The sequence below is a fragment of the Solibacillus sp. GQ1 genome, assembly GCF_059758555.1.
Genome location: NZ_JCAXEX010000001.1, coordinates 1,044,164 through 1,066,974 on the forward strand (window position 1 = coordinate 1,044,164; position 22,811 = coordinate 1,066,974).

Below are 22,811 nucleotides of genomic sequence, written 5' to 3' on the forward strand. Positions count from 1 at the left end.
ATTGAAGCTACTCAAATGCTTCATCAAACTGTTTGTTCGCATAAAAAGTTTTAAATTGCTTTATGCTCCGTGTGAATGAGCGTTCGAACAATCGCAATTCGTTGTTCAAACTATGATGTAATGGTGTATCGGAACGAGTATGCATATTAAAACTCCTTTTGATGTATTAAATAATACCGATTTGTACGGTCAATAGTATCTTTTATCAATTGACTGAAGTAAGTGCCGACAAAAATTTGTTCTTTTAATCGTTGAAGGAACTGAATATGAATATGATTGACGGTCTGACTGGATGGGGATGTAATGGGATTGTTGTCGTAAAAGTTTATTAACTCCAATGGCAATTCCGATTCGAAACCGGTTTCCTCAACAATGTTTTGTATTGTCTGCTTTAATTTACTTTTTAGAAGAACAGAAAATATTAAACAAATTAATGTATCATTGCTTTTTCTCATTTTAAATCTCTGTAGCTCGTATTGCTTAATGATTATTTCATGAAGATAAGACTGAAAAGGATAGTGAAAACGTATGTGATCATCCATTATTAATACGTAATCTTCCGTAGTTAAATATGTATACAGATTATAAACAAATTGATAATAAAAATTATAACCTTGATTATAATCTTCTAATTGGACGTCCAGAGATGGGTTATTTGATAGGAGCTGCTGAAATTCTGAATATTTACCTTCTGGAATAAAATAATAGTTGTGGAAATTCAACGATATCAGCCTCTCTAATATGAAAATTATTACAATATAAATTGTACAGAAACTTTGACAGTATATCAAACTTATATAGGTTCCAATCAAATAAAAAAAAGAGCTAACATAGAAAATTAGCTCTAATTAGAGAAAATATATATTATTCAGTTACTGGTTCTGTTTCTAGCTTTACCTTTTTCAGTTCAGGGTGAGCCATTTCTAGTATTGAAGGGCGAAGTAATAATAAAACAAAACCAATTAAGATCAGCCCGCTGACGATTAAAATATATTGTGCCGGAATGAATTCATATAAAATTCCAAAGACTAGTGTACCGACAGGCATAGCACTCATCGCCATCATTTCGATTATCCCAAAAACACGCCCCCGATACTCTTCTTCAATTGAAGTTTGCATCAACACGCCAAGAGGAGTATTTGTAATAACACCCAATGCTCCGAATAAAAACATGATGATTAAATAATAGACGAAATTCATCATTGCCGAAAATGATATCATGAGCGGCAGTGCCGATAAAATGACAACAACAGACGAGCCGAACACGGATCGTTTAACTGTAAGTAAAGGAAATTTGACGTTTGTTCTTGATGCAAAATAAACCGATGTAACTAAAACCCCGATTGCACCACCAGCCTCTGTAAAACCGATATATTTTGGATCTAACTTCAAAATCGTCAATAAAATATAGTCACCGCCAACATTGATTGCTGTGAAAAATAAATTTAACCAAAGTGCAGTCCATAAAATTGCTTTTATAATCGGTTTTGAATTGACATAACGAAAACCGGCTTTGAAACTTTCAAACATCGATTCGTTTTCAGCATTCTCATTTACTGTTTCTTTCTTATAAAGAACAAAATTCATCGTAGATTCCAACATAAGTGTGATTACAGCAGCACAGATGAAGATTATGAGGAACATTTCCATCGATACAAAACCAAATAACATCCCGCCGAAGATCGGTCCGCCAATTCCCGAAATAGAATAGGACAACTGATTAAAGCTCATCGCCTTTTGCAGTCGAGCTTCATCGACCAGATTGGCAATCGATGCGGAAAACGCTACACCGGAAAAAGTACTGAAAATACTATTGAACACTGTTGCGATATAAATTGCGATTAGTGATAATCCAAATTCATGCGTGTAAAACAATAAGCCGCTTACTGTCAGGATAACTCCGGCTTGCCCGCCGAGTACAAGCCACTTTCTTGGTAAACGATCCCCTAAGAGACCTGCAATCGGTGAAAATATTGTTCGCGGCAAGTAGCTTAAAATAATATTTGTCGCAAAACTAAGCGAAGAGCCTGTTATCAATAAAATATACATACTGATTCCAAAGCTGTAAACATGTGATCCAAGCGCACCAATCATTTTACTTATTAGAAACGTGTATAAATGGTACGTTGCTTTTTTTAATTTCTGCTGTTCATTCATAAATAAAACCCCTTTGTTTAATTTAATTAAACTTATTATATGGTAGGCTTTTTTAAAACGCAATACGAAAGTTTAATTTAATTAAAATAAATTCGAGGGATTAAATGTAAAAATATATAAAATGTTTAATTTGGTTAAATCATTCGCCTTTTATATGATTTTTGGTAAACTATATTTAATGAGGTGACGACGTGTTAAATATTGGTGCCAAAATAAAAGAATTAAGAAAAGAGCGTAAAATGACGCTTGCCCAAGTAGCAGGAGACCGAATTACAAAAGGGATGCTCAGTCTGATTGAAAACGGGAAGGCACAGCCATCTATGGAAAGCCTTCAGCATATTGCAAAACAGCTCGAAATCGATGTTTCCGAGCTCATGCAAACCGAAAATCATCAGCAAATGAAAGATTTATACCGGGATGTTGAAATAAAACGCTTAGCTCTTAATAAGGAGCATGATGATAAAAAAATAAACGAAAAAGTTCTCGAACTGTATCATCTTATCCATCCATTTTATGAAAACGGCAGTCTTAAAGGAGCTACTTTTGAGGAAGTACGCATTTACGAAGTGTATTTAACAATGCGCTACTTTGCGAAAATGGATTTATCGGAAAAACCTTTTGCGAAGTTAATCAAAATGTATGAGCAAGTACATGGCTACTCAAAAATATTGAAGATTTATGCCCGCATGGGAAACATTAAGTTTCTGGAAAATGATTATGTGGAAGGGCTTCGCTATTTACATGAAGGGGAAAAGTATATCGAGAAATACGGTGATTTGATAGACGACCTTGAAAAACTCGATTTATACTATAACATTACGGTTTCCTATGCAGCATTGAATGATGATTTGCAAATGGAGAACTACTTGGATAGAGCATTAAAATTAGCAAAAGAAAAGAAAATCGTCTATCGGTTAAATGATTTTTACCGCTTTTTGTTTTTCATTCACTGTTCAAAAGAAGAAGGGGAAAAGGCTTATTATTATTTAAAGAAAATACGGGCATTTGCAGAAATTATGGAAGACCCGAATGAAACACTCATGGAGCAGCTAGTTACGCTTCTATATACAAATCAAATCGAAAAAGATTACGAGAAAACGGTTGCGACCAGATTTGAAAATAGTTTTGTATTGGAAGGCTTTTCATACAGCGCGGACATTTTCTTTAATGGTCAATATGGCTATGCCTACTACATGCTTGAGCGGTATGAAGAAGCATTGCAAACTTTGAAAGATATCGTAATAATAGAATACAATCAGCACCCGCTTGATTTGTCGATGATGTACTTGGCGTTTGCTGTAAGGGCATTATGCTACTTCAAGCTAGGAGACAAAGAAAACGCAAAGCGCGATATTTTATATGCAATGGATGGTGTAAAAGATTTAAAAGTCACAAGAGAAATCCGGTTCATTATCGATGCGTATGAGGAAATAATGAAATAATACAAGTACACGGATAATCCTGGAGATTATCCGTGTTTTTCTTCGTTATTAGTTTAAATTACTCCACTTGATTCAAAATATATTCCATACCATATTCATCTACAAGAATATGTTCTTTAAACTTCATAAACTCCATTGAAAAGCCTTCAATTAAAATAGTGTATATATTATTTTTTGTTGTAATTTTTACGTCATCGTATTCTTCAAATACAGTATCACCGGCTTTTTTCCCCTGATCGTTTAGGAAATCAGTCATGATGGATTTACTGTTTTCTATACTATAAGGGAGCCGCCCCGTAATAAGCATGTGATGATCGTTTAAGTAAATTTGATATTCATTGTTCGCAAAAGAGTATCCATGTAAGTCCTTCGCTTCAACCTTTAAATCGGATTGATAGCCGTTCGTCTCTTCTGAACAACTTGCTAAGATTAAAGAAAATAACAAAATAAGAGTAGTGGAAAATAAATACTTTTTCATATGAGATCACCCCCTACATGTGTATTAACTCATTTACGATTGGTTATGGGGAAAGTTTCAAGTTTTGTTTTAAGCAGCAATTTTCAAGGTTACTGAGTTCTATTCATTTAATTAAACGAATAGATTAGTAGGGTGAGTTTAATTTTTGAGACATGGAGGAATGAAGATGATCAAACGAGTAAATCCAGAATTTTTAGCCGGGTTAGAATCATTTACGGACTTTGATTTTAAAGTAGAACACTTGGAATCAATGCGTGAAGGTATGGCACAGGCGGTACTACCTTTAACGAGCACTGAAACAGTGAATATTATCAATAAAACTATTACTGGCATTGATGATAATGAAATTCGCGTTCGTATTTATAAACCAGCCCACCAGCATCAGGAATTACCGGTTTTACTATGGATTCATGGCGGGGGTTATGTATTAGGTTCCATTGAAGAAAATGATCATCTTTGTGTACAAGTTGTAGAGACAGCAAACTGTGTCGTTGTTTCCGTTGATTACCGTTTAGCTCCGGAACATCCTTATCCTGCACCGCTTGAAGATTGCTATAGTGCGCTGGCATGGATTGCAGACAATGCAGCAGAACTGCAAATCGACAAAAATCGTATTGGCGTAGCTGGAGCAAGTGCTGGTGGTGGTTTGACAGCCGGTTTAACATTGCTAGCGCGTGACCGTGAGTATCCTTCAATTTGTTTCCAAATGCCGCTTTACCCGATGATTAATGACAGCAACGATACACCTTCTGCGAACGAAATTACAGAAGGTATGATCTGGAACCAAAAAACGAATGATTTTGGCTGGAAATGCTATTTAGGGGACTTGCACGGGCATGATGTACCGATTTATGCTGCACCGGCAAGAGCAGAGGATTATCGTAATCTTCCATATACGTATACATGTGTTGGGCAATTGGATCCATTCCGTGACGAAACAATTACGTATGTATCTAAATTGGCACAGGCAGGTGTTGATGTGGAATTCCACTTATATCCTGGCGCATACCATGGTTTTGAATCATTGAACCCTCAATCAGAACTTGCTCAGAAAGTGATTAAAGAATATGTGAATGCGATTAAGGTAGGCTTTGAACGCGTGAAAGCAACTGCTGATCAAGTGGAAGAAGTAAAATAAATTCTTAGCTTCAGGTGGACGTATGCTCGGTTCTAAATTGAACCGAGCATTTTTATTTTGAATACTGTTAATGAATTTAAAGATACGCTTTAAACGAGAGCGCATTATAATTCCGTTTTTCATATAGATCAATTATAAGAGCGGCTAATTGCTGAATACCGAGATGGATTTTGTTTTCGTTTACTTGTGAAATACTTAGACGAATTGCTTTCTGTCTGTTCTCGCTTAAGAACATCCTTGAAGCATTATCTACATAAACATGTTTTTCATTAAGCATGTAGATCAATTTATCGACATCAATAACGGAATGCAAGAAGATGGTGAGGTAAAAACCGCTTTTGGGCTTTGTAAATTGTACATAGGAAGGTAAATACAAAGAACAAGCCTCTAATAATAGATTCATTTTAGTTGAATATAAATTTTTCACTTTTTCTAAATGGTATTGAAACATCCCGTTTTTTAAATAGATTTCCAAAGCCCCCTGTGAAAGAGGCGATGTATTGAAATCTGCACTGAATTTACTGTGCACAAAGGAGGGAATCATTTTTTCAGGTAGAACTGCTGTTGCGATTCGCAGTCCAGGCAAAAATACTTTGGAAAAGCTCTTAACATAAATGACTCTTTCATTAGGTTCATATGCAAACAAAGGATCGGACTTTAAATCTGTATCAAGTTCTGCCAAGAAATCATCTTCTACAATATATACGTCGTATTTTTCTGCAAGAGCTACGATTTTTTTCTTTTCCGCATTCGTGTAATGATGACCTAATGGATTGTGGCATCTTGGAATGATGTAAAAAAATTTAATGTCAGCGGAGCGAAATAACTTCTCCAGTTTTTCAAAATCGATTCCTTCCATCGTCACTTCTATTCCGAATGTTGTAATCCCGTTTACCTGTAAGGCATCGATCATCCCAAAATATGTAGGCTGCTCAATTAATACATTCTTTTTTCCATTTGGAAACGGCATGGCTGAAAGAATATGAAGTGCCTGCTGTGATCCGGACGTAATGACCAGTCGATCGGGTTTCGCAAATACTTGTAAATGTTGCAAATACTTCGCAAGCTCCTTACGTAAAGAAAAAAGGCCCTGTTGATCACTATAAGTAAATAATTGTTCTTTATAATGATCGATTGCCTGGTTAATGCAATGCTGGAAATCTTCATACGGCATAATCCTTTTATCCGGACCGGCCGATAAGAAATCAATCTCACTTTCCTGATTGTCAAATGTTTGACGATCATCCACTACATAATAGCCGCTTTTAGGCTTCGCATAAATAATATGCTGTTTTTCCAATTCAAGTAATGCTTTCACAACCGTATTTTACTGCATTGAAATTGTTCAGCGAGCCGTCTGATTGACGGTAACTTACTTCCTGTCTTTAAGTTCTCATCCATAATTTGTTGTTTGACCCATTCCAAAATGCCAATATATTTAGTTGTCATCTAGTTCTCCTTTGCTATCTGTCCCATGACAGACCGGAAATTCCCTTATTTTAAAAAGAGCAGATTTTCAATACAATCTATTTAATTAGTTTATTCGTATTAACTAATTATGGAATATTTTTTTACAATTGTGAAGGGGGAACGAAATGGAGATCAGCATGAAAAAAGGGATGCTATTAGGCTTTATTGGAATCGTTTGTTTCAGTTTTACATTACCGGCTACAAGCATTGCTGTCCCTTATTTTGGTGAGACAATTGTCGGATTAGGCAGGACAGTTATTGCAGCAATTATTGTCGGAACAGTATTTACTGTAAAAAAACAGTCTTTACCGAGTAAAGCCCAATTTAAAAGTTTACTTATTGTCGCTGTTGGAGCTGTACTGGCTTTTCCGTTATTTACAACTTATGCGATGAAGTCATTACCAGTTTCACATGGTGCTATTGAATTGGCTTTACTTCCGCTTGCGACAGCTGGATTTGCGATGTGGCGAGGTGGTGAGAGACCTTCGAAACGCTATTGGATTGCGAGTGTAACCGGGGCAATAACGGTTATTATGTACGCTGTTTTTTTAGGATTAGGACAGTTGCATAAAGGGGATTTTGCGCTGATTGCAGCGGTCATATTACTTGGATTAAGTTACGCGGAAGGCGGCAAACTTTCTAAGGAACTTGGCAGCTGGCAAGTAATTGCTTGGGCCATTTTAATTGGAGCCCCCTTTTTTATTATTCCTGTAGGCCTCGGCTTATCTGACAGTATGCTGCAAGCACCTATCGAAGCTTGGATCAGTTTGTTCTATTTAGGGATAGTCAGTCAGTTTTTAGCTTATGTAGCATGGTACGGAGGTATGTCTTTAGGCGGCATTGCGAGAGTAGGACAGATTCAATACTTGCAGCCTTTTTTAATGATTGGCTTTTCTGTATTATTTTTAGGAGAATCGGTCACTTGGATCACAATTATTTTAGCTATGGTCGTTATGCTTTGCGTTATAGTAGGAAAAAATGCTGACAGCAGACAAAGCTTGAAACAGAAATAGAGAGAGGCAAAATTTAAAGTTCAGATTAAGAATGATTTCCGTATTGGATTTCATTCTTTTATGTGGTAAAAAAAGGGTAAAAATGTTTTTTGTTGAAGTTAATCACATAGATCTGCCTGTACATATGTTTGTGATAAATGATTAAGAATGGTATAAGTGTAAATGTGTTTTAATCTGGAATTCCAAACGTTATAAGGGAGTGTACGCATGTCAAAAATCGTTATTATAGAAGATACGGAAACGATAAGAGAAGAATTGAAAACCTTTTTAATCACATATGGATTTGATGCTGTTGCACCGACAAACTTTGAAAATATTATTCAGGAAACGCTAAACGAAGCGCCGGATCTTATTTTACTGGATATCAATTTACCCATTTTTGATGGTTACTATATTTGCAGAGTAATAAGGAAACAATCGGATGTGCCGATCATTGTCGTGACGAGCAGGGATAACGAGATGGACGAACTGATGAGTATGAATTTAGGCGCGGATGATTTTGTCACAAAGCCTTATAACACTCAAATTCTTTTGGCGAGAATTGAAACCATTTTAAGAAGAGTCCAGGGGTCGAGCATGCGGGATACTCTTGTCTATAATGATTTAAAGCTCAATTTATCCAACGGTTCTGTTACATATAAAGGGGAGAAGGCAGAGCTCACTAAAAATGAAATTAAAATACTTTCCTGCCTTTATAAAAACAAAGGAAAAATCGTATCAAGGGACGATCTCATGGATTTTATGTGGAACGCAGATGTCTTTGTAGATGATAATAACTTATCGGTCAATGTTACGAGATTAAGAAAAAAACTGGAAGCGTTAGGTATGGAGAAAAATATTGAAACGAGACGCGGGTTAGGATATATACTTCCATGACACTAAAAGAATATGTTAAAGACAGAACCGTTTTCCTGCTCATTAATTTCATCTTATTTATCATTATTGGCGGGATTATGATACTTGTCGGGGTGAATATCCAAATTGTTTTTCTTATTTTCTGTATTTGGTTTTTCCCTCTCATCATATATGTACTGATCGAATATTTTAAGCAGAAAACATTTTATAACGAAATAACTAGCATTATGGAAAATTTAGATCAGAAATATTTGCTGCCGGAAGTTATGAAAGAACCTGAAACTGTGGAAGGTAAGGCATTGTATGAGGTATTGCGTCAGGCAAACAAAGATATGCATGAGCATGTAAAGAGTTATCGGGACCGGGAAAATGAGTATAGGGAATATATTGAAACATGGATTCATGAAATTAAAACACCCATTGCCTCAACACGGCTGATTATTGAAAATAATCATAGTAACGTTACCCGAAATATTAAAGAGGAAGTAAAGAAGATTGAAGAATATATTGAGCAGGTTCTCTATTATTCAAGAAGTAACAATGTGAGCAAGGATTACCTCATAAAAGAGGTGTCTTTAGCAGGTCTTGTAAGAAGTGTTATAAAGAGAAATTCAAGGGACTTTATTAGTAAAGGGATTTCGATTGATCTTGTAAAAGTTGAAGGGACCGTTTTCAGTGATGCAAAATGGATGGAGTTTATCTTAAATCAGCTGATCGGGAATGCAATTAAGTATATACGTGAACGTGATGGAAAGGTGATCATCCATACGGTCCAAAATGAAAATAATATTGTCCTTACGATTGAGGATAACGGGATAGGGATAACAGAAAAGGATATACATCGGGTTTTTGAAAAGGGGTTTACCGGGGAAAATGGACGAAAATTCGGAAAGTCTACCGGTATCGGTCTTTATTTATGTAAAAAACTTGCAGATCAGCTTGGTCTAGGTCTTACCATCACTTCAAAAATTGGCGAAGGAACAAAGGTGAGTATTATTTTCCCTTTGGGCAGTGTAGTCTTCATGCAGTAATTCAACTTTAGAATAGCGGATTTATAGCGATTGTACATTACAATTGCTATAAGTCCGTTTTTTTTATCTTGCAAAAATGTCACTTAAATAAAATATAAAGCAATATGTCTTCCCGATAGCTATTGATAAGATACAGTTAGAAATCAATTAGGGGGAATAAAAAATGAAAAAAGCAATTCCAATAATATTAGGAATCTTTCTGTTAGGTCTTGGAATTTTCCTGGTGTATGAATATGCAACAGAACCAAAAATTGTAGAAGGTGTCACGTCAAAAGCGATTGATGAAAAGGGCAAACCTTCTGATATAACGAATATATTTACACAAGGGGATACAGTTTATTTTTCCGCAAAGAGAAACCGATTCTGGACCAATGAAGCCGAAGTGGTTTGGTATAAAGGCGAAATAAAACAAGAGAATCGATTTTTAGTGGAAGAGGAAGTACTTGTGAACGATGCGAAATATTTCACTGCCGAGCTATCCGTTCCGGAAGGTCTTGAAGAAGGGCATTACGGTGTCACGATATATGTAAAAGGGAAAAAAATTATGGAAACAAAAGCCGAATTTGATGTGAAAAAATAGATGTATCTTGGAGGAAAAGCATGCAACCGATATTAAGTGTAGAAAAAATAGAAAAATACTACGGAAACAAAGGTAATATTACAAAAGCAATAGATAATATCAGCTTTAAAGTAAATGAAGGTGAATTTTTAGGAATTATGGGTCCTTCAGGGAGCGGAAAGACAACGCTCCTGAATTGTATTTCGACAATTGATCATGTTACAACTGGCAAAATAATTATCAATAATCAGGATATTACAACTTTAAAGAAGAAAGGGCTTGAAGCATTCAGACGGGACGAGTTAGGTTTTATCTTTCAGGATTTTAATCTGCTGGATACTCTGACAGCTTATGAAAACATTGCTTTGGCTTTGACGATTCAAAAAAGAGAAGCAATGGAAATCGATCAACTCATTAAAGCCGTTGCGGAAAAGCTTGATATTTCGGGCATCCTTAGCAAATTTCCATTTCAATTATCGGGAGGCCAAAAGCAAAGAGTCGCTTGTGCAAGAGCGATTGTAACTGAGCCTTCCCTCATTTTAGCCGATGAACCAACGGGTGCACTTGACTCAAAATCATCACGATTATTGTTGGATTCCTTTGAAAAGCTGAATAAAGAATACCACTCAACAATTTTGATGGTTACCCATGACTCGTTTACGGCAAGTTATGCCAATAGGATATTGTTTATAAAAGATGGTCGGATCTTTAATGAGCTCGTGCGCGGAAATGATACGAGAAAGGAATTCTTTAATAAAATCATTGAAGTGGTGACTTTACTTGGAGGCGATGTTAGCAATGTTCTCTAAAATCGCAATCAACAATGTTAAAAGAAGCTTTAAGGATTATTCAATCTATTTTCTGACATTAACTCTGGGAGTATGTATATTTTACAGTTTCAACTCTCTTGACTCGCAATATGCTATCCAGGAAATGAATAAGAATACGATTTTTCGTGAATCATTGGAATTGCTTATGTCTGGAACATCAGTGTTTGTATCAGTTATTCTTGGAGGTTTGATTGTATACGCCAATAACTTTTTGATTAAAAAGCGGAAAAGAGAACTTGGCTTATACATGACATTAGGTATGTCAAAAGGGAAAATCTCGAGAATTTTAATTGTCGAAACTCTCCTAATCGGTGTAGTCTCTTTAATCGTAGGTATTGGACTTGGGATTATTGTATCGCAGGGTCTGTCAGTGCTGACGGCAAACATCCTGTCTATGGATCTTGATAAATATAAGTTTGTTTTTTCATTTGGCGCCATGATGAAATCGATTGTCTACTTTGGCATCATCTATTTACTTGTCATGATTTTCAACCAGTTTACGATTTCCAAATACAAACTGATCGATCTATTAAATGCTTCAAAACGTAATGAAGAAGTAAAACTGAAAAATCCTTTCGTATCAGTGCTAACCTTTATTTTATCAGTAGCATTTCTGATATTCGCATATATGAGAATCCTAGAGACAGGCTTAAATGCTGAAGATACGGATCTGATAATTACGATCTTAATGGGGGTCTTTGGAACGCTCCTATTCTTTTTCAGCCTATCGAGCTTCTTTATACAAATTGCGCAAAAGAATAAGGGGTTCTATTTTAAAAATATAAATATTTTTGTCTTAAGACAAATAAACAATAAGGTCAACACGAACTTTCTTTCGATGACAATTATCAGTCTAATGCTTTTTTTAACTATTTCACTCATCTTTACCGCGTTTGATTTAAAAGGAACGATTGATAAAAATACAGCAAATACAACTCCTTTTGATGCTTCGGCATTTCTTGTTGTTAATCAAGAGGAAGAGGATCCTGCGGTAAATGATATTGAAGCTTACTTAAACAATATAGACTTTACATTTGAAGCATATGAAAAACATGCCTTCTTTGATGAATATCTTCTTGATTTAACTATTGAGGATCTGTTAGCACAGTATTTAAGCGACGAAGAAAAGATTGCTATACAGGAAAATTACATGTATGGTCCGGTATCTGCACTAAAAATATCGGATTATAATGCAATTATCAATCTGACGGGGCAAGAGTCTGTTGATTTAAAGGAAGACGAAATACTCGTTGTATCAACCTATGGCAAGATGATTCAAGCTTTGCCTGAGTATATGAAAAATGAAGAAAATATTATCATTGAGGATAAAGCATATAAAATAAAAAATGATATGCCTATTGAAGAAAATATAAAAATTAACAGGGGCAGTAACTTCTTTTATTTTATTATTCCTGATAATTTTACAGGAAACCTTCAATTAGAGTATACAAGTTTTAATGTAATATATGAAGATCGCTACATTGAAAAATCAGAAGAGAAATTTACAACCCTGTTTAATGACCTTGATGAAAATAAATATAGATCCATTAATCCAGGATTAGTCATTGGAAGTACAGAAAATCAGATTAAAGAGCAAGAAAAGGGTTCAGCAGCATTATTTATATTCCTTGGCCTGTTTTTAGGGCTCATCTTTATTATATCGAGCGCGGCCGTAATGGCATTGCAGCAGTTATCTGATGCAAGTGACAGCTTGGAACGCTATAAATCACTGAAGAAAATCGGTGTCACGGATAAAATGATAAATGGGGCTATATTAAAACAATGTCTCATCTATTTTTTACTCCCTTTAGGACTGGCTGTCATTCATTCCATTGTCGGAATCAAGGCGGTAAGCGAAATGTTCCATTTCAACTACGAAAGCGTCCTAATCAGTTCAATAATTCTTGTCATCATTTATGGCGGGTATTTCTATGCAACATATGTCGGTGTAAAGAACATTGTTAAAGGAAGTAACTAGGTAACAGGAAGAGCTTTAATTAAAAGAAGAGGTTAGGTATGTTTGATCATTATAGAAACCCTTACTAAGAATGGGGGTTTTTACCGCTTAGCAAAAAAATGCTATTTTTCCCAGAGGAAAATAGCATTTTTGGTTTATATCCTAGCTTCTTTCATATTGTTCTACACCGGTTATGAATTAATATCCTGAATCACTTTTTCCAAGAATTCACCCATTCGTTTTACAGTTGACTCTGAAAAGTCAAAATCAACGCCGGTCTCTTTGTAAACCGCTGCAATGGATTGATTGTAATCGGCACCTGCACCTTTTTTATAAAATTCGACAGCCTGCTGGGGATTCTGTTGATATTTTTCAAGTAATTGAAGCGCACCGAGCATTGACATCGAGTATTCAATATCATAGAAAGGGTATTGAATAAAGTGCAGCGTACCGATCCAGCTCATGCCAATTTCCTCTTCATATCCATTAGTGTCGACTGGGTTCAAGCCGTAACGTTTTGAAATTTCATAGAACATTTCATCACGTTCCTGCGCAGTATGCTGAGGATTTGTATACATCCAGTGCTGGAAAAGGTCTCCTGACAATGGACCGAATAACATCGTAAATGCCCGTCTCAGCTCTTCACGTTGCGCGCTTTTGAATTCCTCTTCTTCCGGATAAAACAGGTCAAACTTATCCAATAATAACAATTCCATTCCGTGTGAATACAATTCAGCTACTTCCGCCCGCCACTGGAATTCTTCAATCGGGCCTTGCTCTGAAGCTTGGAGGTAACCATTCACCGCATGGCCCATTTCATGAATTAATGCAATGAGCGAGAAAAAGGAAGGACTAAAGTTTGCAAAAACGAATGTATCCCCGGATACAGGTAAAGGGACACAGAAGCCACCCGGACTTTTACCTTTACGGTCTCCAAGATCAAGCAATCCATTTGCTCTCATGTACTCCAAACGGTCAGAAAAGTACGGGTCGGTCTTTCCTAACATTTCAGCAACACCGTCCAAAAGCACGGACGTTTCAGCGTAAGGCGGATTTTTCAGCAGTTTTGCGGTGTTATCCCATGGGCGATATGTATCGACACCAAGTTTAGACTTGAAAACTTCTGCAAGCCTGTTCCAAGCCGGAATAATATGCTTTTCAACATTTTCATGAAAGTCATAACAATCCCGGATAGTGTACTCACGGTTTTTTGCGACAAACATATAATCACGGTAATTATCAAAGCCAGCATTGATTGCGATTTGGTGGCGTAGCTGAACGAGCTCATTCATGAGTGCATCCGTTTCAGGTTTAATTTGACGGTAGGCAGATCTAATTAAATGATAAGCTTTTTCCCGAACGCTTCTGTCCAAATTATCCAGCTGGGATTCGATAAACGGAAAAGGTTTTTCTTCTCCATCCCATTCAACTGTCAGTCCGCCCATAATTTCACTATACTTTGTGCTTAGTTCTTGTTCCTTTACAAACAGCGGGATATTTTCTTCTCTAAACAGTTTCACTTTTGATTCCCTAAAACGTCGCATTAAGCCGTAATGTTTTTCATCTAATTCATTGAAATAAGGTGATTCACAGCATTTTTCATTCAGCTTTGCCTCGTATTTCATTAACAGAGGCTGAATGATTTGCTGATCGTGAAGGTAAGTGGATTTAATATCGGAATCTTCTGTATTTCGGTAGAAGTCGACTAGGTGGCCTGTCAACGCTTCTTCAATTTCAAAACGTAACTTCTTTTCATCCTCAATCCAATTTTCCAGATCAGTTATGGATTTAATTGAAACATCAAGGAAACGTTGAAACCGGGCTTCAATTCCTTCGACATCTTTCAAATCAATTAATTGTTTATAATAGTTAACACTCTTCGCATGAGACATGAATAATTCTCCCTTTACCTTCAGATTATTTTGACTAATGAATTAATTATATTATAGTTTGCTGGTCATTCATTCTTTTTTTGAAAATAAATTACTAAATAATAAGAGGATGAAGAGAACAGTTTGTAAATGAAGAAATAAAAGGATAACATTTTCTCGATGGAATTCAATCGGATAAAGGAGTTTTTGTCATGATTTTAAAAGATAAACTGGAAAAGAACCAAGTAACAATATATATCATAACTTTATTATTGGCGGGATTTATAGGATTGAATTTTTCACAGTTCCAAAGTCAACTGGAAAATTTAATCCCGATTTTCCTTGGTATCTTAATGTACAGTATGTTTGTTCTAATTCCTTTTGCTGCTTTGAAAGAATCTTTATCAAACCGACGCTTTTTTTACGCCCTCTGTATAGTGAATTTTATTGCGGTACCGATTGTCGTATGGGGGCTTACGTTCTTTTTTCCAGATTATCCGCCACTACTATTAGGTATTTATCTAGTTTTACTTACCCCATGCATTGATTACGTTATTGTATTTACAGCGCTTGGCAAGGGGAATGAAAAAGCGATGCTCAGTGCGACACCTTTTTTATTTGTTGCACAAATGCTGTTACTGCCGTTTTATTTATGGCTGTTTATCGGCGAACAGGCGGCAAATGTAGTAGAGGTCGCGCCATTTGTTAAAGCATTTGTCACATTTATTGTATTGCCATTAAGTGTTGCACTGATTGTACAGCTCTTATCGAAAGAGGGGGGGCGTGTTTATGAGATGTCTTCCTGGCTTCCGGTACCATTCATGGCTTTCACTCTTTTTGTAATAGTTGCTTCACAAATTGGCAAATTGGCGGGTTCATTTGAATGGATTTTGAAAGTAATACCCATTTACATAGCATTTATGATTATTATGCCTTTTATCTCAAAGATGGTCGGGAAATGGTTGAAGCTCGATATCCGGACAGGTCGTGCACTTATATTTAGCGGATCAACACGTAATTCACTTGTTGTATTACCGTTTGCACTTGCAATGCCTGTAGAAATCCGTTCGCTCGTTGTAGCGGTTATTGTAACCCAGACAATTGTTGAGATTATAGGGGAGCTTATATATATTCGTATTATTCCGCAATTTGTTTTGCGTGATAAATAGAGTATAAGCTCTTTACTGGCTATTGCTCCTGGGCTGCTTTACAATTTTGAAAAGAAGGACCAAACTGCGCGTTTTGTGTAGTATAATCTTCATTACTATGTATTTTAAATAGAAAAGGAGTTTTAACATGAAAATCGAGGACTGGTTAAATAAAGAAACATCAACAATCGCAAATAAGTTAATCGACTATAACAAAAAACATATTGAAGTTGAAAAATCGATTGGATTCACGGGCCGTGATCAAATCCATCATATATTGGATAGTTTTTATGAGGTTTTCTTCCCGACGATTTATAATCAAGGAGTTGTCGATGAAACACGTACACTGATGAAACTGAATAATAACCTTCGTCAATCAGCATTGGATTTGCGTGATATTATCGAAAAAGTATTAGTTTACCAAAACTTTGATAATTGTGATGGCCAATGCCGAGAAAAAGCGGATCATGTTGTGATGAAGTTAATGGACCGTTTCCCGGAAATCCGTGAAACGATTCAAACAGATATCCAAGCTGCTTATAATGGAGATCCGGCTGCTACATCGACAGAAGAAATCATGTTAAGCTACCCGTCAATCCGCGCTGTATTTATCCACCGAATCGCACATGAGCTATATAAAATGGATGTTACAATCGTACCGCGTATCATGTCTGAATATGCACACCAGTTAACAGGAATCGATATTCATCCAGGGGCAAAAATCGGCCATTCATTTTTCATTGACCACGGTACAGGTGTTGTTGTTGGTGAAACATGCACAATCGGCAACAATGTTAAAATCTATCAAGGTGTGACGTTAGGTGCTTTAAGTTTCCCGCTCGATGAAAACGGAAACCCGATTAAAGGTGTAAAACGTCATCCGAATATTGAGGATAATGTTGTCATCTACGCCGGTGCTACAATTTTAGGCGGGAAAACGACAATTGGCCATGACACAGTGCTTGGCAGTAATATTTGGCTGACATATTCGGTTCCGCCATATTCACGTGTTTATAATTCGCAGCCATCACCGAATATCAGCAATAGTAAAGAAGTTGTTATTGAATACGAAATTTAAGTTGAATAACCAGGTATGAGAGATAAAGTACTAACTTTATCTCTTTTTTATTTTGTTCATTTTTTTATTGTTTTGTGAATTTTACCCAATAATAAGGTTGTTATTAATACTAAGCTAAATATAAGGAACTTTATCAAGTCAGTCATATGTTTTGATAGAAGAATATGAATACCATCACTAAAATAAAAGACGTTCATCAATCCGTGAAAAAAAGCGGCAGGTAATACAGAATCGCTCCATTCCCTCAAATAGCTGAGGAGACAGGAAGTGAAAAAGAGAATTAAAAGATAACTTAATGTACCGATGAACAGATTTGTGTATTCTTTATAAAAAAGAGCGATTGGTAAATGCCAAATGCTCCAAATGACTGCAACAATAATAGCAGTCTTCTTAAATGTGTAGATCTTTCTTAAGCTGTTATGATAAAATCCTCGCCATACAATTTCTTCAAGAAGGGCAGATCCTGTTGAAGCTGTTAGTCCTATTAAAACTATGAAGAGTAATTTAATGGGATTTTCAAATAAGAAGTGGCCTTGATTAATTGTAAAAAAGAATAAGTGAACGAGTAAACCTAAGACAATCGGGATAATAATGGAGAGCAGAAGGGGGGCCATTTTAGGTTTCTTAATAATAAACTGCTTCAATTTGATTTTTTTACGGGTAGCATAATGATAAATAAGTAGTGTTATTAAAGGAATAATCATAATAAAACCTAAATACAATTGTTCCAAAAGCGCTAATACATAAAAGTAAAGCATAGTAAAAGTAAAGATTAGAAACGTAAGTATCTTTAAATCTTTTAAATTCAATTCAATACCTTCCTTCATATGTATTCTTACGAGCTTATGTATAAGTTCAATAAAATATAGTACATAAAAAATTTATAAACAATACTTGACGGATATTATTATGTTTGTTATATTTATCTCAAGTTCGAGATATTTAATTTCGAAATTTTATTTTGGGTATATATCTTGAAATCGAGATAAATTGGAGGAGAATATAAAATGACAACATTTACAGTCGATCAAACACACTCAACAATCGGTTTTGAAGTAAAACACATGATGGTATCAAAAGTTAAAGGTCAATTCAATAACTATACGGCAAACGTGGAAGCCGCAGACTTAACAGATTTAACTACCGCATCAATCAGCTTTGAACTGGATGTAGCAAGCATAAATACAAACAATGAAGATCGCGATAATCACCTGAAATCAGCAGACTTCTTCAACACAGAAGAGTTTGGGGAAATCAAGTTTATGGCAACAAATATTGAAAAAGATGGCGATGACTACAAAGTAACTGGTGACTTAACAATTAAAGACGTTACAAAACCGGTAACATTTGATGTTGAATACGGTGGTAAAGGTACAAACCCATGGGGCGTAGAAGTTTATGGTTTTGAAGCAGAAACAAAAATCAACCGTGAAGATTTCGGATTAACATGGAATGCTGCTTTAGAAACAGGCGGCGTACTAGTAGGGAAAGATATCAAAATTAAAGTAGAGTTAGAATTAAACCCTGCTGCGTAATAATATTGAAGGTATTTATAAGGATAAATTGTCAGCAAAACGGAAATAATGATTTACGTTACTGATAAGAATGCATAAAAGTACAGTCGATATCTCGAATCCGAGATAATTGAAGAAGTGTAAGAAATGGGATTCATCAGTAAACTATTTGGAAATAAGAAAGTGGAGGAAACTACAATGGAAAAATTAAACATCGGTATTATTTTAGGATCAACTCGTGAAGGTCGTGTAAGCCCTCAAGTCGGTGCATGGGTGAAAGAAATCGCAGATAAACGCGGTGATGCTAACTATACAATTATTGATATTGCGGATTTCAAATTGCCATTACTAGGAGAGCCGGGTGCGGATGCATCGGGTGCTGCAGGCTGGTCTGAAGCAATCGCAAAACAAGACGGATTTGTATTCATTGTTCAAGAATACAATCATTCTATTACAGGTGCACTTAAAAATGCATTAGATTACTTACGTGATGAATGGAACAACAAAGCAGCGGGTATCGTATCTTACGGTTCTGTTGGTGGAGCACGTGCTGCTGAACATTTACGCGGTATTTTAGGTGAATTACTTGTTGCGGATGTGCGTGTACACCCAGCTTTATCATTATTCACTGATTTCGAAAACGGTACAACTTTCAAGCCGAAAGATGTGCAGGCAGATTCAGTAAACCAAATGCTGGATCAAGTAATTCCATGGTCAAAAGCTTTAAAAACAATTCGTTAATTAACATATCATCGATCTAGCACATGTTATGGCATGTGCTAGATTTATTACATAAAAATTGGACAGAGTGTTTTATCAAATGGAATGTTGTGTTCAGTTTTTACGAATGGAGGAAATGTACATGAAAAAACATACAACCGGTATTCATCACATTACAGCAATCGTTGGTCATCCTCAGGAAAATGTCGATTTCTATGCGGGTGTTCTTGGATTACGTCTTGTAAAGAAAACAGTCAATTTTGATGACCCTGAAACATATCATTTATATTTCGGGAATGAAGGCGGAGAGCCAGGGACAATCATTACATTCTTCCCTTGGCCGGCAGCATATAAAGGCAGAATCGGCAATGGTCAAGTTGGTGTGACAACATACGTTGTACCAATGGGAGCAATGGATTTCTGGAAAGAACGCTTAACAAAATTCAATATACTATTTAAAGAAGAAACAAGATTTGAAGAGAACTATCTACAATTCGATGATCCACATGGTTTGCATCTCGAAATTGTCGCACGTGAAGGGGGTTCTCTAAATGGCTGGACGTTTGGTGGAATATCTGCTGATGTAGCGATTAAAGGCTTTGGCGGTGCAATTTTATATTCATCAAAGCCGGAAGAAACGATCAATACATTAGTTGACGTGATGGGACTAGTTGAGATTGCCCGAGAAGGAGATTTTGTAAGATTAAAAGCAACAGCATCAATCGGCAATATTGTAGACGTGAAAATGACAGTCGGTAATCGAGGGGCGATGGGTGTCGGAACTGTACATCACATTGCATGGCGTGCAAATGACGAACAGGATCATCAAGAATGGCAGCAATACGCGATGGATAAAGGTCAGCATGTAACGGATATAAAAGACCGTAATTACTTTAATGCGGTTTACTTCCGTGAGTCGGGAGAGATTTTATTCGAAATCGCGACAGACCCCCCAGGGTTTGCGCATGATGAGACGCCGGAAACAATGGGTGAGCAGTTAAAGTTGCCGGTACAATATGAAGAATACCGTGACCGATTGGAAAACTCGCTGTTCCCAATTAAAGTTAGAGAGTTAGATTAATAGTGTGACAACTAAAAGGGGTTACTCAATTTTTTGAGTAGCCCCTTTTATAATTAAAGCAATTTCGCCATATACAGTTCATTTACATAGTGTCCGTCAATTAGTAATGAATGCATTTTCACGCCTTCAACTTCAAACCCCATTTTCTTATAAAGATGGACTGCTTGTTCATTATGTTCAATGACCGTTAATTCCAGGCGGTGAAGCTTCGACTCTTTGGCACACTGAATCATATAGTCGAACAAAGCGGTACCAACTCCTTTACCACGACTTTTACTATGTACACCGACAGCAATTTGAGCTCGGTGAGAAGTACGGGATAACGTTTCCGCTTTTAATAGGAGATAACCTAAAATCTCATCCTGATGCTCTGCGATAAAGAAACCGGATGTTGGTGTCTGATTTATGGAATTGATTAACTTGCTTAAAGCAGCTGGTGCCAAGTTTCGTTCCTCGGGTGCAAAGAGCATAAATCCGGAATTTTCCGCATCTTTCATCACTGCAAGTATTTGTGAAGTATCATTTTCGTTCGCTTTTCTGATTATACTTTTTTCACCGATTGTGTTCATCTAATTCACCTCATTCTCATTGTAATAAAATTATATCATTTCCAGAATATTTAAATTAAACTAAAATGGATAAGATTGAGGTATTGGATTTTACGGATAAATGGCTGATTCCAGGATTGATTGATATGCATGTCCATATAAAAAAACACTTTGCCAATTACTTAACAGCAGCAGGTATTACAGCAAGCTACAATTAATGCAGCGAAAGCTTTGAAAGTAGCTGATTTAGGAGATATAAAAGCAGGTTTTACTGCGAATCTATTAGTATTGAATGAAAATCCCCTTAGCGATATAAAAAATACAATGAAAATCGATAGGATAGTAAAGGATGGCAAACTGTATACGATTCCTGAGCTACTTGAAAATATTCCGACGGAGCAAGAGATAAACGATTATACCAAAGAATTAATTAAAACTTTTGAAGAACTAGGATTAAATGCAGGAAATTAGATATCATCAGGTTTAGTCTTGTGGGCAAGAGGGGAATTTCTATTATCGAATATGTTGTGAAGTATTTGGAGAAATTAAATGTAAGTAATTACACGTAAAGGAGCTCTAAAGTACATGAAAAATAACAACGATAAAGAAGTTTCGCGCCGTAACATGTGGTCAGGAATCCTGTTTGGCGTCGGTTTGATTGCCTTTATTGATGAAACCGTTTTTCACCAGCTGTTAAGATGGCATCATTTTTACGACAAATCGACAACGGATATCGGGTTAATTTCTGATGGTATTTTTCATGCCTTCAGCTGGTTTGCTACGATAGCAGGGTTATTTTTATTTGCTGATCTGCGTCGGAGAAATGGGCTGATCTTTCAACGATGGCTTGGCGGCGTATTATTAGGGGTTGGTATATTCCAATTGTATGACGGTATCATTCAGCATAAATGGATGCGAATTCACCAAATTCGATACGTGGACAATGTCATTGTGTACGATATTGTGTGGAATGTCGGTGCTCTGATTATTTTACTCATCGGTATTTATTTATTATTCCGCACATCAAAAATCAGTACTTTAAAAGAGAAGACTGCAAATGAATAGCCTACACTTGCTGCACAGTCATGGACAGAGTACTATGAATCATTCAGTACCTGGAATGAACGTTCAATTATTGCTCGGGGTCGTTTTCATATTTTCATTGACAGCATATATAACCGCTGTCATCATAACAAATCAGCGCTATAAAAAATGGCCCATTTTCCGTATGATTTGCTGGACAATTGGTATGATTATTGCACTCGCTGCAGTTGTCGGTCCGTTGGCAAACATTGCGCATTCTAGCTTTACGGCACATATGGTGAGCCACTTATTATTAAGTATGGTCGCACCAATTTTTTTGGCAATTGCTAAGCCGATAACTTTGCTGCTCAGAACAGCAAACACATTAATTGCACGTAAGCTGACGTCCATTTTGAAAAGTCGCTTGCTTAAATTCGTTTCGCATCCGATTACTGCCGCAGTTTTAAATGTGGGGGGACTTTGGCTGTTATATACTACGAATTTATTTGTTTACATGCATGAAAATGCGTTTTTTGCTTTATTTGTACATTTGCATTTTTTTATTGCTGGCTATGTATTCACGATCTCCATTATTTATTTCGATCCGGTCTACCATCAATATTCCTACCGATTCCGGGCGGCAGTTTTAATCATTGCAATTGCCGGCCATGATATATTGTCGAAGTATATGTACGCGAATCCGCCTGCAGGAGTATCACAGCAAGAGGCGGAAATGGGAAGTATGGTCATGTACTATGCAGGAGACTGGATAGAAGTCGCCCTCATTATTATTTTCTGTTGGCAATGGTATAAATCAGCAAAGCCACGCAAAAATGTTACAGTGGAGTTCAAAAGGAAGGAACAGGTTGCTGTACATGGAAAATAAGGTAGTTGTTAC

24 protein-coding genes and 1 pseudogene are annotated in these 22,811 nt (G+C 36.4%); 17 read left to right on the forward strand and 8 right to left on the reverse strand.

The annotated features are described in order from the left end of the window. Positions 1–7: 7 nt before the first annotated feature. The 3 genes from AC6CH1_RS05070 to AC6CH1_RS05080 all read right to left on the reverse strand — a co-directional run bounded on the left by AC6CH1_RS05070 (position 8) and on the right by AC6CH1_RS05080 (position 2,157). Positions 8–145 (reverse strand): hypothetical protein, encoded by a 138-nt coding sequence (locus AC6CH1_RS05070; protein ID WP_498316478.1) that lies wholly within the window; start codon positions 143–145, stop codon positions 8–10. 1 nt (position 146) lies between these two features. Continuing rightward, the gene (locus tag AC6CH1_RS05075; RefSeq protein WP_498316479.1) at positions 147–455 is read right to left on the reverse strand and encodes a hypothetical protein; all 309 of its coding nucleotides are present in this window, start codon (positions 453–455) and stop codon (positions 147–149) included. A 409-nt stretch (positions 456–864) separates the two neighbouring features. Continuing rightward, positions 865–2,157, reverse strand: coding sequence for an MFS transporter (locus AC6CH1_RS05080; RefSeq protein WP_498316480.1), 1,293 nt, complete (start codon positions 2,155–2,157; stop codon positions 865–867). Positions 2,158–2,348: 191 nt separating this feature from the next. On the opposite strand from AC6CH1_RS05080, the gene AC6CH1_RS05085 reads away from it, so the two are divergent. Then, on the forward strand, positions 2,349–3,599 hold the full coding sequence (locus AC6CH1_RS05085; protein WP_498316481.1) for a helix-turn-helix domain-containing protein: 1,251 nt from the start codon (positions 2,349–2,351) through the stop codon (positions 3,597–3,599). A gap of 58 nt (positions 3,600–3,657) precedes the next feature. Here the strand turns inward: AC6CH1_RS05085 and AC6CH1_RS05090 are convergent, their stop codons facing one another. After that, on the reverse strand, positions 3,658–4,077 hold the full coding sequence (locus AC6CH1_RS05090; protein ID WP_498316482.1) for a hypothetical protein: 420 nt from the start codon (positions 4,075–4,077) through the stop codon (positions 3,658–3,660). Between the two features lie 166 nt (positions 4,078–4,243). Here AC6CH1_RS05090 and AC6CH1_RS05095 point away from each other — a divergent pair, with 166 nt between their 5' ends. Next, positions 4,244–5,215, forward strand: a complete 972-nt coding sequence (locus AC6CH1_RS05095) for an alpha/beta hydrolase (RefSeq protein WP_498316483.1) — start codon at positions 4,244–4,246, stop codon at positions 5,213–5,215. 76 nt (positions 5,216–5,291) lie between these two features. Here AC6CH1_RS05095 and AC6CH1_RS05100 read toward each other — a convergent pair. Continuing rightward, positions 5,292–6,664 (reverse strand): annotated as a pseudogene (locus AC6CH1_RS05100) (aminotransferase-like domain-containing protein). A 146-nt stretch (positions 6,665–6,810) separates the two neighbouring features. On the opposite strand from AC6CH1_RS05100, the gene AC6CH1_RS05105 reads away from it, so the two are divergent. The 6 genes from AC6CH1_RS05105 (at position 6,811) to AC6CH1_RS05130 (ending at position 12,951) form a co-directional block, all read left to right on the forward strand. Further along, positions 6,811–7,698 carry a DMT family transporter gene (locus AC6CH1_RS05105; RefSeq protein WP_498316484.1) on the forward strand — a complete coding sequence of 296 codons (888 nt, stop codon included), beginning with the start codon at positions 6,811–6,813 and terminating at the stop codon, positions 7,696–7,698. Positions 7,699–7,905: 207 nt separating this feature from the next. Continuing rightward, positions 7,906–8,574 carry a response regulator transcription factor gene (locus AC6CH1_RS05110; RefSeq protein WP_498316485.1) on the forward strand — a complete coding sequence of 223 codons (669 nt, stop codon included), beginning with the start codon at positions 7,906–7,908 and terminating at the stop codon, positions 8,572–8,574. Further along, positions 8,571–9,584: a sensor histidine kinase gene (locus tag AC6CH1_RS05115; RefSeq protein WP_498316486.1), complete on the forward strand. Its 1,014-nt coding sequence runs from the start codon at positions 8,571–8,573 to the stop codon at positions 9,582–9,584. The genes AC6CH1_RS05110 and AC6CH1_RS05115 overlap by 4 nt, the downstream gene beginning before the upstream one ends. Positions 9,585–9,747: 163 nt before the next feature. After that, positions 9,748–10,164 carry a hypothetical protein gene (locus tag AC6CH1_RS05120; protein WP_251688611.1) on the forward strand — a complete coding sequence of 139 codons (417 nt, stop codon included), beginning with the start codon at positions 9,748–9,750 and terminating at the stop codon, positions 10,162–10,164. Positions 10,165–10,184: 20 nt separating this feature from the next. After that, on the forward strand, positions 10,185–10,952 hold the full coding sequence (locus tag AC6CH1_RS05125; protein ID WP_498316487.1) for an ABC transporter ATP-binding protein: 768 nt from the start codon (positions 10,185–10,187) through the stop codon (positions 10,950–10,952). Then, a complete protein-coding gene (locus AC6CH1_RS05130) occupies positions 10,942–12,951 on the forward strand; it encodes an ABC transporter permease (protein WP_498316488.1) in 2,010 nt (669 codons plus the stop codon). The genes AC6CH1_RS05125 and AC6CH1_RS05130 overlap by 11 nt, the downstream gene beginning before the upstream one ends. A gap of 170 nt (positions 12,952–13,121) precedes the next feature. Here the strand turns inward: AC6CH1_RS05130 and AC6CH1_RS05135 are convergent, their stop codons facing one another. Then, a complete protein-coding gene (locus AC6CH1_RS05135; protein WP_498316489.1) occupies positions 13,122–14,822 on the reverse strand; it encodes a M3 family oligoendopeptidase in 1,701 nt (566 codons plus the stop codon). 191 nt (positions 14,823–15,013) lie between these two features. Between AC6CH1_RS05135 and AC6CH1_RS05140 the strand changes: the two genes are divergently transcribed. Both AC6CH1_RS05140 and epsC read left to right on the forward strand, forming a co-directional pair. Next, positions 15,014–15,970, forward strand: coding sequence for an arsenic resistance protein (locus tag AC6CH1_RS05140; protein ID WP_498316490.1), 957 nt, complete (start codon positions 15,014–15,016; stop codon positions 15,968–15,970). Between the two features lie 127 nt (positions 15,971–16,097). Then, complete coding sequence (epsC, locus tag AC6CH1_RS05145) at positions 16,098–17,027, forward strand: serine O-acetyltransferase EpsC (RefSeq protein WP_251688601.1); 930 nt, start codon at positions 16,098–16,100, stop codon at positions 17,025–17,027. Between the two features lie 56 nt (positions 17,028–17,083). On the opposite strand, the gene AC6CH1_RS05150 is transcribed toward epsC, so the two are convergent. Then, positions 17,084–17,836 (reverse strand): CPBP family intramembrane glutamic endopeptidase, encoded by a 753-nt coding sequence (locus tag AC6CH1_RS05150; protein ID WP_498316491.1) that lies wholly within the window; start codon positions 17,834–17,836, stop codon positions 17,084–17,086. A 198-nt stretch (positions 17,837–18,034) separates the two neighbouring features. On the opposite strand from AC6CH1_RS05150, the gene AC6CH1_RS05155 reads away from it, so the two are divergent. The 3 genes from AC6CH1_RS05155 to AC6CH1_RS05165 all read left to right on the forward strand — a co-directional run bounded on the left by AC6CH1_RS05155 (position 18,035) and on the right by AC6CH1_RS05165 (position 20,342). After that, positions 18,035–18,562: a YceI family protein gene (locus AC6CH1_RS05155; RefSeq protein WP_498316492.1), complete on the forward strand. Its 528-nt coding sequence runs from the start codon at positions 18,035–18,037 to the stop codon at positions 18,560–18,562. 126 nt (positions 18,563–18,688) lie between these two features. Next, positions 18,689–19,282 carry an NADPH-dependent FMN reductase gene (locus AC6CH1_RS05160; protein ID WP_427711631.1) on the forward strand — a complete coding sequence of 198 codons (594 nt, stop codon included), beginning with the start codon at positions 18,689–18,691 and terminating at the stop codon, positions 19,280–19,282. Between the two features lie 121 nt (positions 19,283–19,403). Further along, entirely contained in the window at positions 19,404–20,342 is a 939-nt protein-coding gene (locus AC6CH1_RS05165; RefSeq protein ID WP_498316493.1) for a ring-cleaving dioxygenase, read from the forward strand. A 53-nt stretch (positions 20,343–20,395) separates the two neighbouring features. Here the strand turns inward: AC6CH1_RS05165 and AC6CH1_RS05170 are convergent, their stop codons facing one another. Continuing rightward, positions 20,396–20,911: a GNAT family N-acetyltransferase gene (locus tag AC6CH1_RS05170; protein ID WP_498316494.1), complete on the reverse strand. Its 516-nt coding sequence runs from the start codon at positions 20,909–20,911 to the stop codon at positions 20,396–20,398. 65 nt (positions 20,912–20,976) lie between these two features. On the opposite strand from AC6CH1_RS05170, the gene AC6CH1_RS05175 reads away from it, so the two are divergent. From AC6CH1_RS05175 to AC6CH1_RS05190, 4 genes are all read left to right on the forward strand, one after another. Next, positions 20,977–21,108, forward strand: a complete 132-nt coding sequence (locus AC6CH1_RS05175) for a hypothetical protein (protein WP_498316495.1) — start codon at positions 20,977–20,979, stop codon at positions 21,106–21,108. Positions 21,109–21,121: 13 nt separating this feature from the next. Further along, positions 21,122–21,361: a hypothetical protein gene (locus AC6CH1_RS05180; protein WP_498316496.1), complete on the forward strand. Its 240-nt coding sequence runs from the start codon at positions 21,122–21,124 to the stop codon at positions 21,359–21,361. 114 nt (positions 21,362–21,475) lie between these two features. Then, the gene (locus AC6CH1_RS05185; RefSeq protein ID WP_498316497.1) at positions 21,476–21,955 is read left to right on the forward strand and encodes a DUF2243 domain-containing protein; all 480 of its coding nucleotides are present in this window, start codon (positions 21,476–21,478) and stop codon (positions 21,953–21,955) included. Between the two features lie 34 nt (positions 21,956–21,989). Next, complete coding sequence (locus AC6CH1_RS05190) at positions 21,990–22,799, forward strand: cytochrome c oxidase assembly protein (protein ID WP_498316498.1); 810 nt, start codon at positions 21,990–21,992, stop codon at positions 22,797–22,799. Positions 22,800–22,811 lie beyond the last annotated feature (12 nt).

What these genes read in the sequence shown, in the direction of transcription:
- AC6CH1_RS05105 (WP_498316484.1), top strand. Translation starts at nt 6,811, where the DNA reads ATGGAGATCAGCATGAAAAAAGGGATGCTATTAGGCTTTATTGGAATC.
- AC6CH1_RS05110 (WP_498316485.1), top strand. Translation starts at nt 7,906, where the DNA reads ATGTCAAAAATCGTTATTATAGAAGATACGGAAACGATAAGAGAAGAA.
- AC6CH1_RS05185 (WP_498316497.1), top strand. Translation starts at nt 21,476, where the DNA reads ATGAAAAATAACAACGATAAAGAAGTTTCGCGCCGTAACATGTGGTCA.
- AC6CH1_RS05140 (WP_498316490.1), top strand. Translation starts at nt 15,014, where the DNA reads ATGATTTTAAAAGATAAACTGGAAAAGAACCAAGTAACAATATATATC.
- AC6CH1_RS05075 (WP_498316479.1), bottom strand. Translation starts at nt 455, where the DNA reads ATGAGAAAAAGCAATGATACATTAATTTGTTTAATATTTTCTGTTCTT.
- AC6CH1_RS05135 (WP_498316489.1), bottom strand. Translation starts at nt 14,822, where the DNA reads ATGTCTCATGCGAAGAGTGTTAACTATTATAAACAATTAATTGATTTG.
- AC6CH1_RS05170 (WP_498316494.1), bottom strand. Translation starts at nt 20,911, where the DNA reads ATGAACACAATCGGTGAAAAAAGTATAATCAGAAAAGCGAACGAAAAT.
- AC6CH1_RS05115 (WP_498316486.1), top strand. Translation starts at nt 8,571, where the DNA reads ATGACACTAAAAGAATATGTTAAAGACAGAACCGTTTTCCTGCTCATT.
- AC6CH1_RS05175 (WP_498316495.1), top strand. Translation starts at nt 20,977, where the DNA reads ATGGATAAGATTGAGGTATTGGATTTTACGGATAAATGGCTGATTCCA.
- epsC (WP_251688601.1), top strand. Translation starts at nt 16,098, where the DNA reads ATGAAAATCGAGGACTGGTTAAATAAAGAAACATCAACAATCGCAAAT.
- AC6CH1_RS05160 (WP_427711631.1), top strand. Translation starts at nt 18,689, where the DNA reads ATGGGATTCATCAGTAAACTATTTGGAAATAAGAAAGTGGAGGAAACT.
- AC6CH1_RS05190 (WP_498316498.1), top strand. Translation starts at nt 21,990, where the DNA reads ATGAATCATTCAGTACCTGGAATGAACGTTCAATTATTGCTCGGGGTC.
- AC6CH1_RS05090 (WP_498316482.1), bottom strand. Translation starts at nt 4,077, where the DNA reads ATGAAAAAGTATTTATTTTCCACTACTCTTATTTTGTTATTTTCTTTA.
- AC6CH1_RS05155 (WP_498316492.1), top strand. Translation starts at nt 18,035, where the DNA reads ATGACAACATTTACAGTCGATCAAACACACTCAACAATCGGTTTTGAA.
- AC6CH1_RS05095 (WP_498316483.1), top strand. Translation starts at nt 4,244, where the DNA reads ATGATCAAACGAGTAAATCCAGAATTTTTAGCCGGGTTAGAATCATTT.
- AC6CH1_RS05120 (WP_251688611.1), top strand. Translation starts at nt 9,748, where the DNA reads ATGAAAAAAGCAATTCCAATAATATTAGGAATCTTTCTGTTAGGTCTT.
- AC6CH1_RS05070 (WP_498316478.1), bottom strand. Translation starts at nt 145, where the DNA reads ATGCATACTCGTTCCGATACACCATTACATCATAGTTTGAACAACGAA.
- AC6CH1_RS05165 (WP_498316493.1), top strand. Translation starts at nt 19,404, where the DNA reads ATGAAAAAACATACAACCGGTATTCATCACATTACAGCAATCGTTGGT.
- AC6CH1_RS05125 (WP_498316487.1), top strand. Translation starts at nt 10,185, where the DNA reads ATGCAACCGATATTAAGTGTAGAAAAAATAGAAAAATACTACGGAAAC.
- AC6CH1_RS05080 (WP_498316480.1), bottom strand. Translation starts at nt 2,157, where the DNA reads ATGAATGAACAGCAGAAATTAAAAAAAGCAACGTACCATTTATACACG.
- AC6CH1_RS05130 (WP_498316488.1), top strand. Translation starts at nt 10,942, where the DNA reads ATGTTCTCTAAAATCGCAATCAACAATGTTAAAAGAAGCTTTAAGGAT.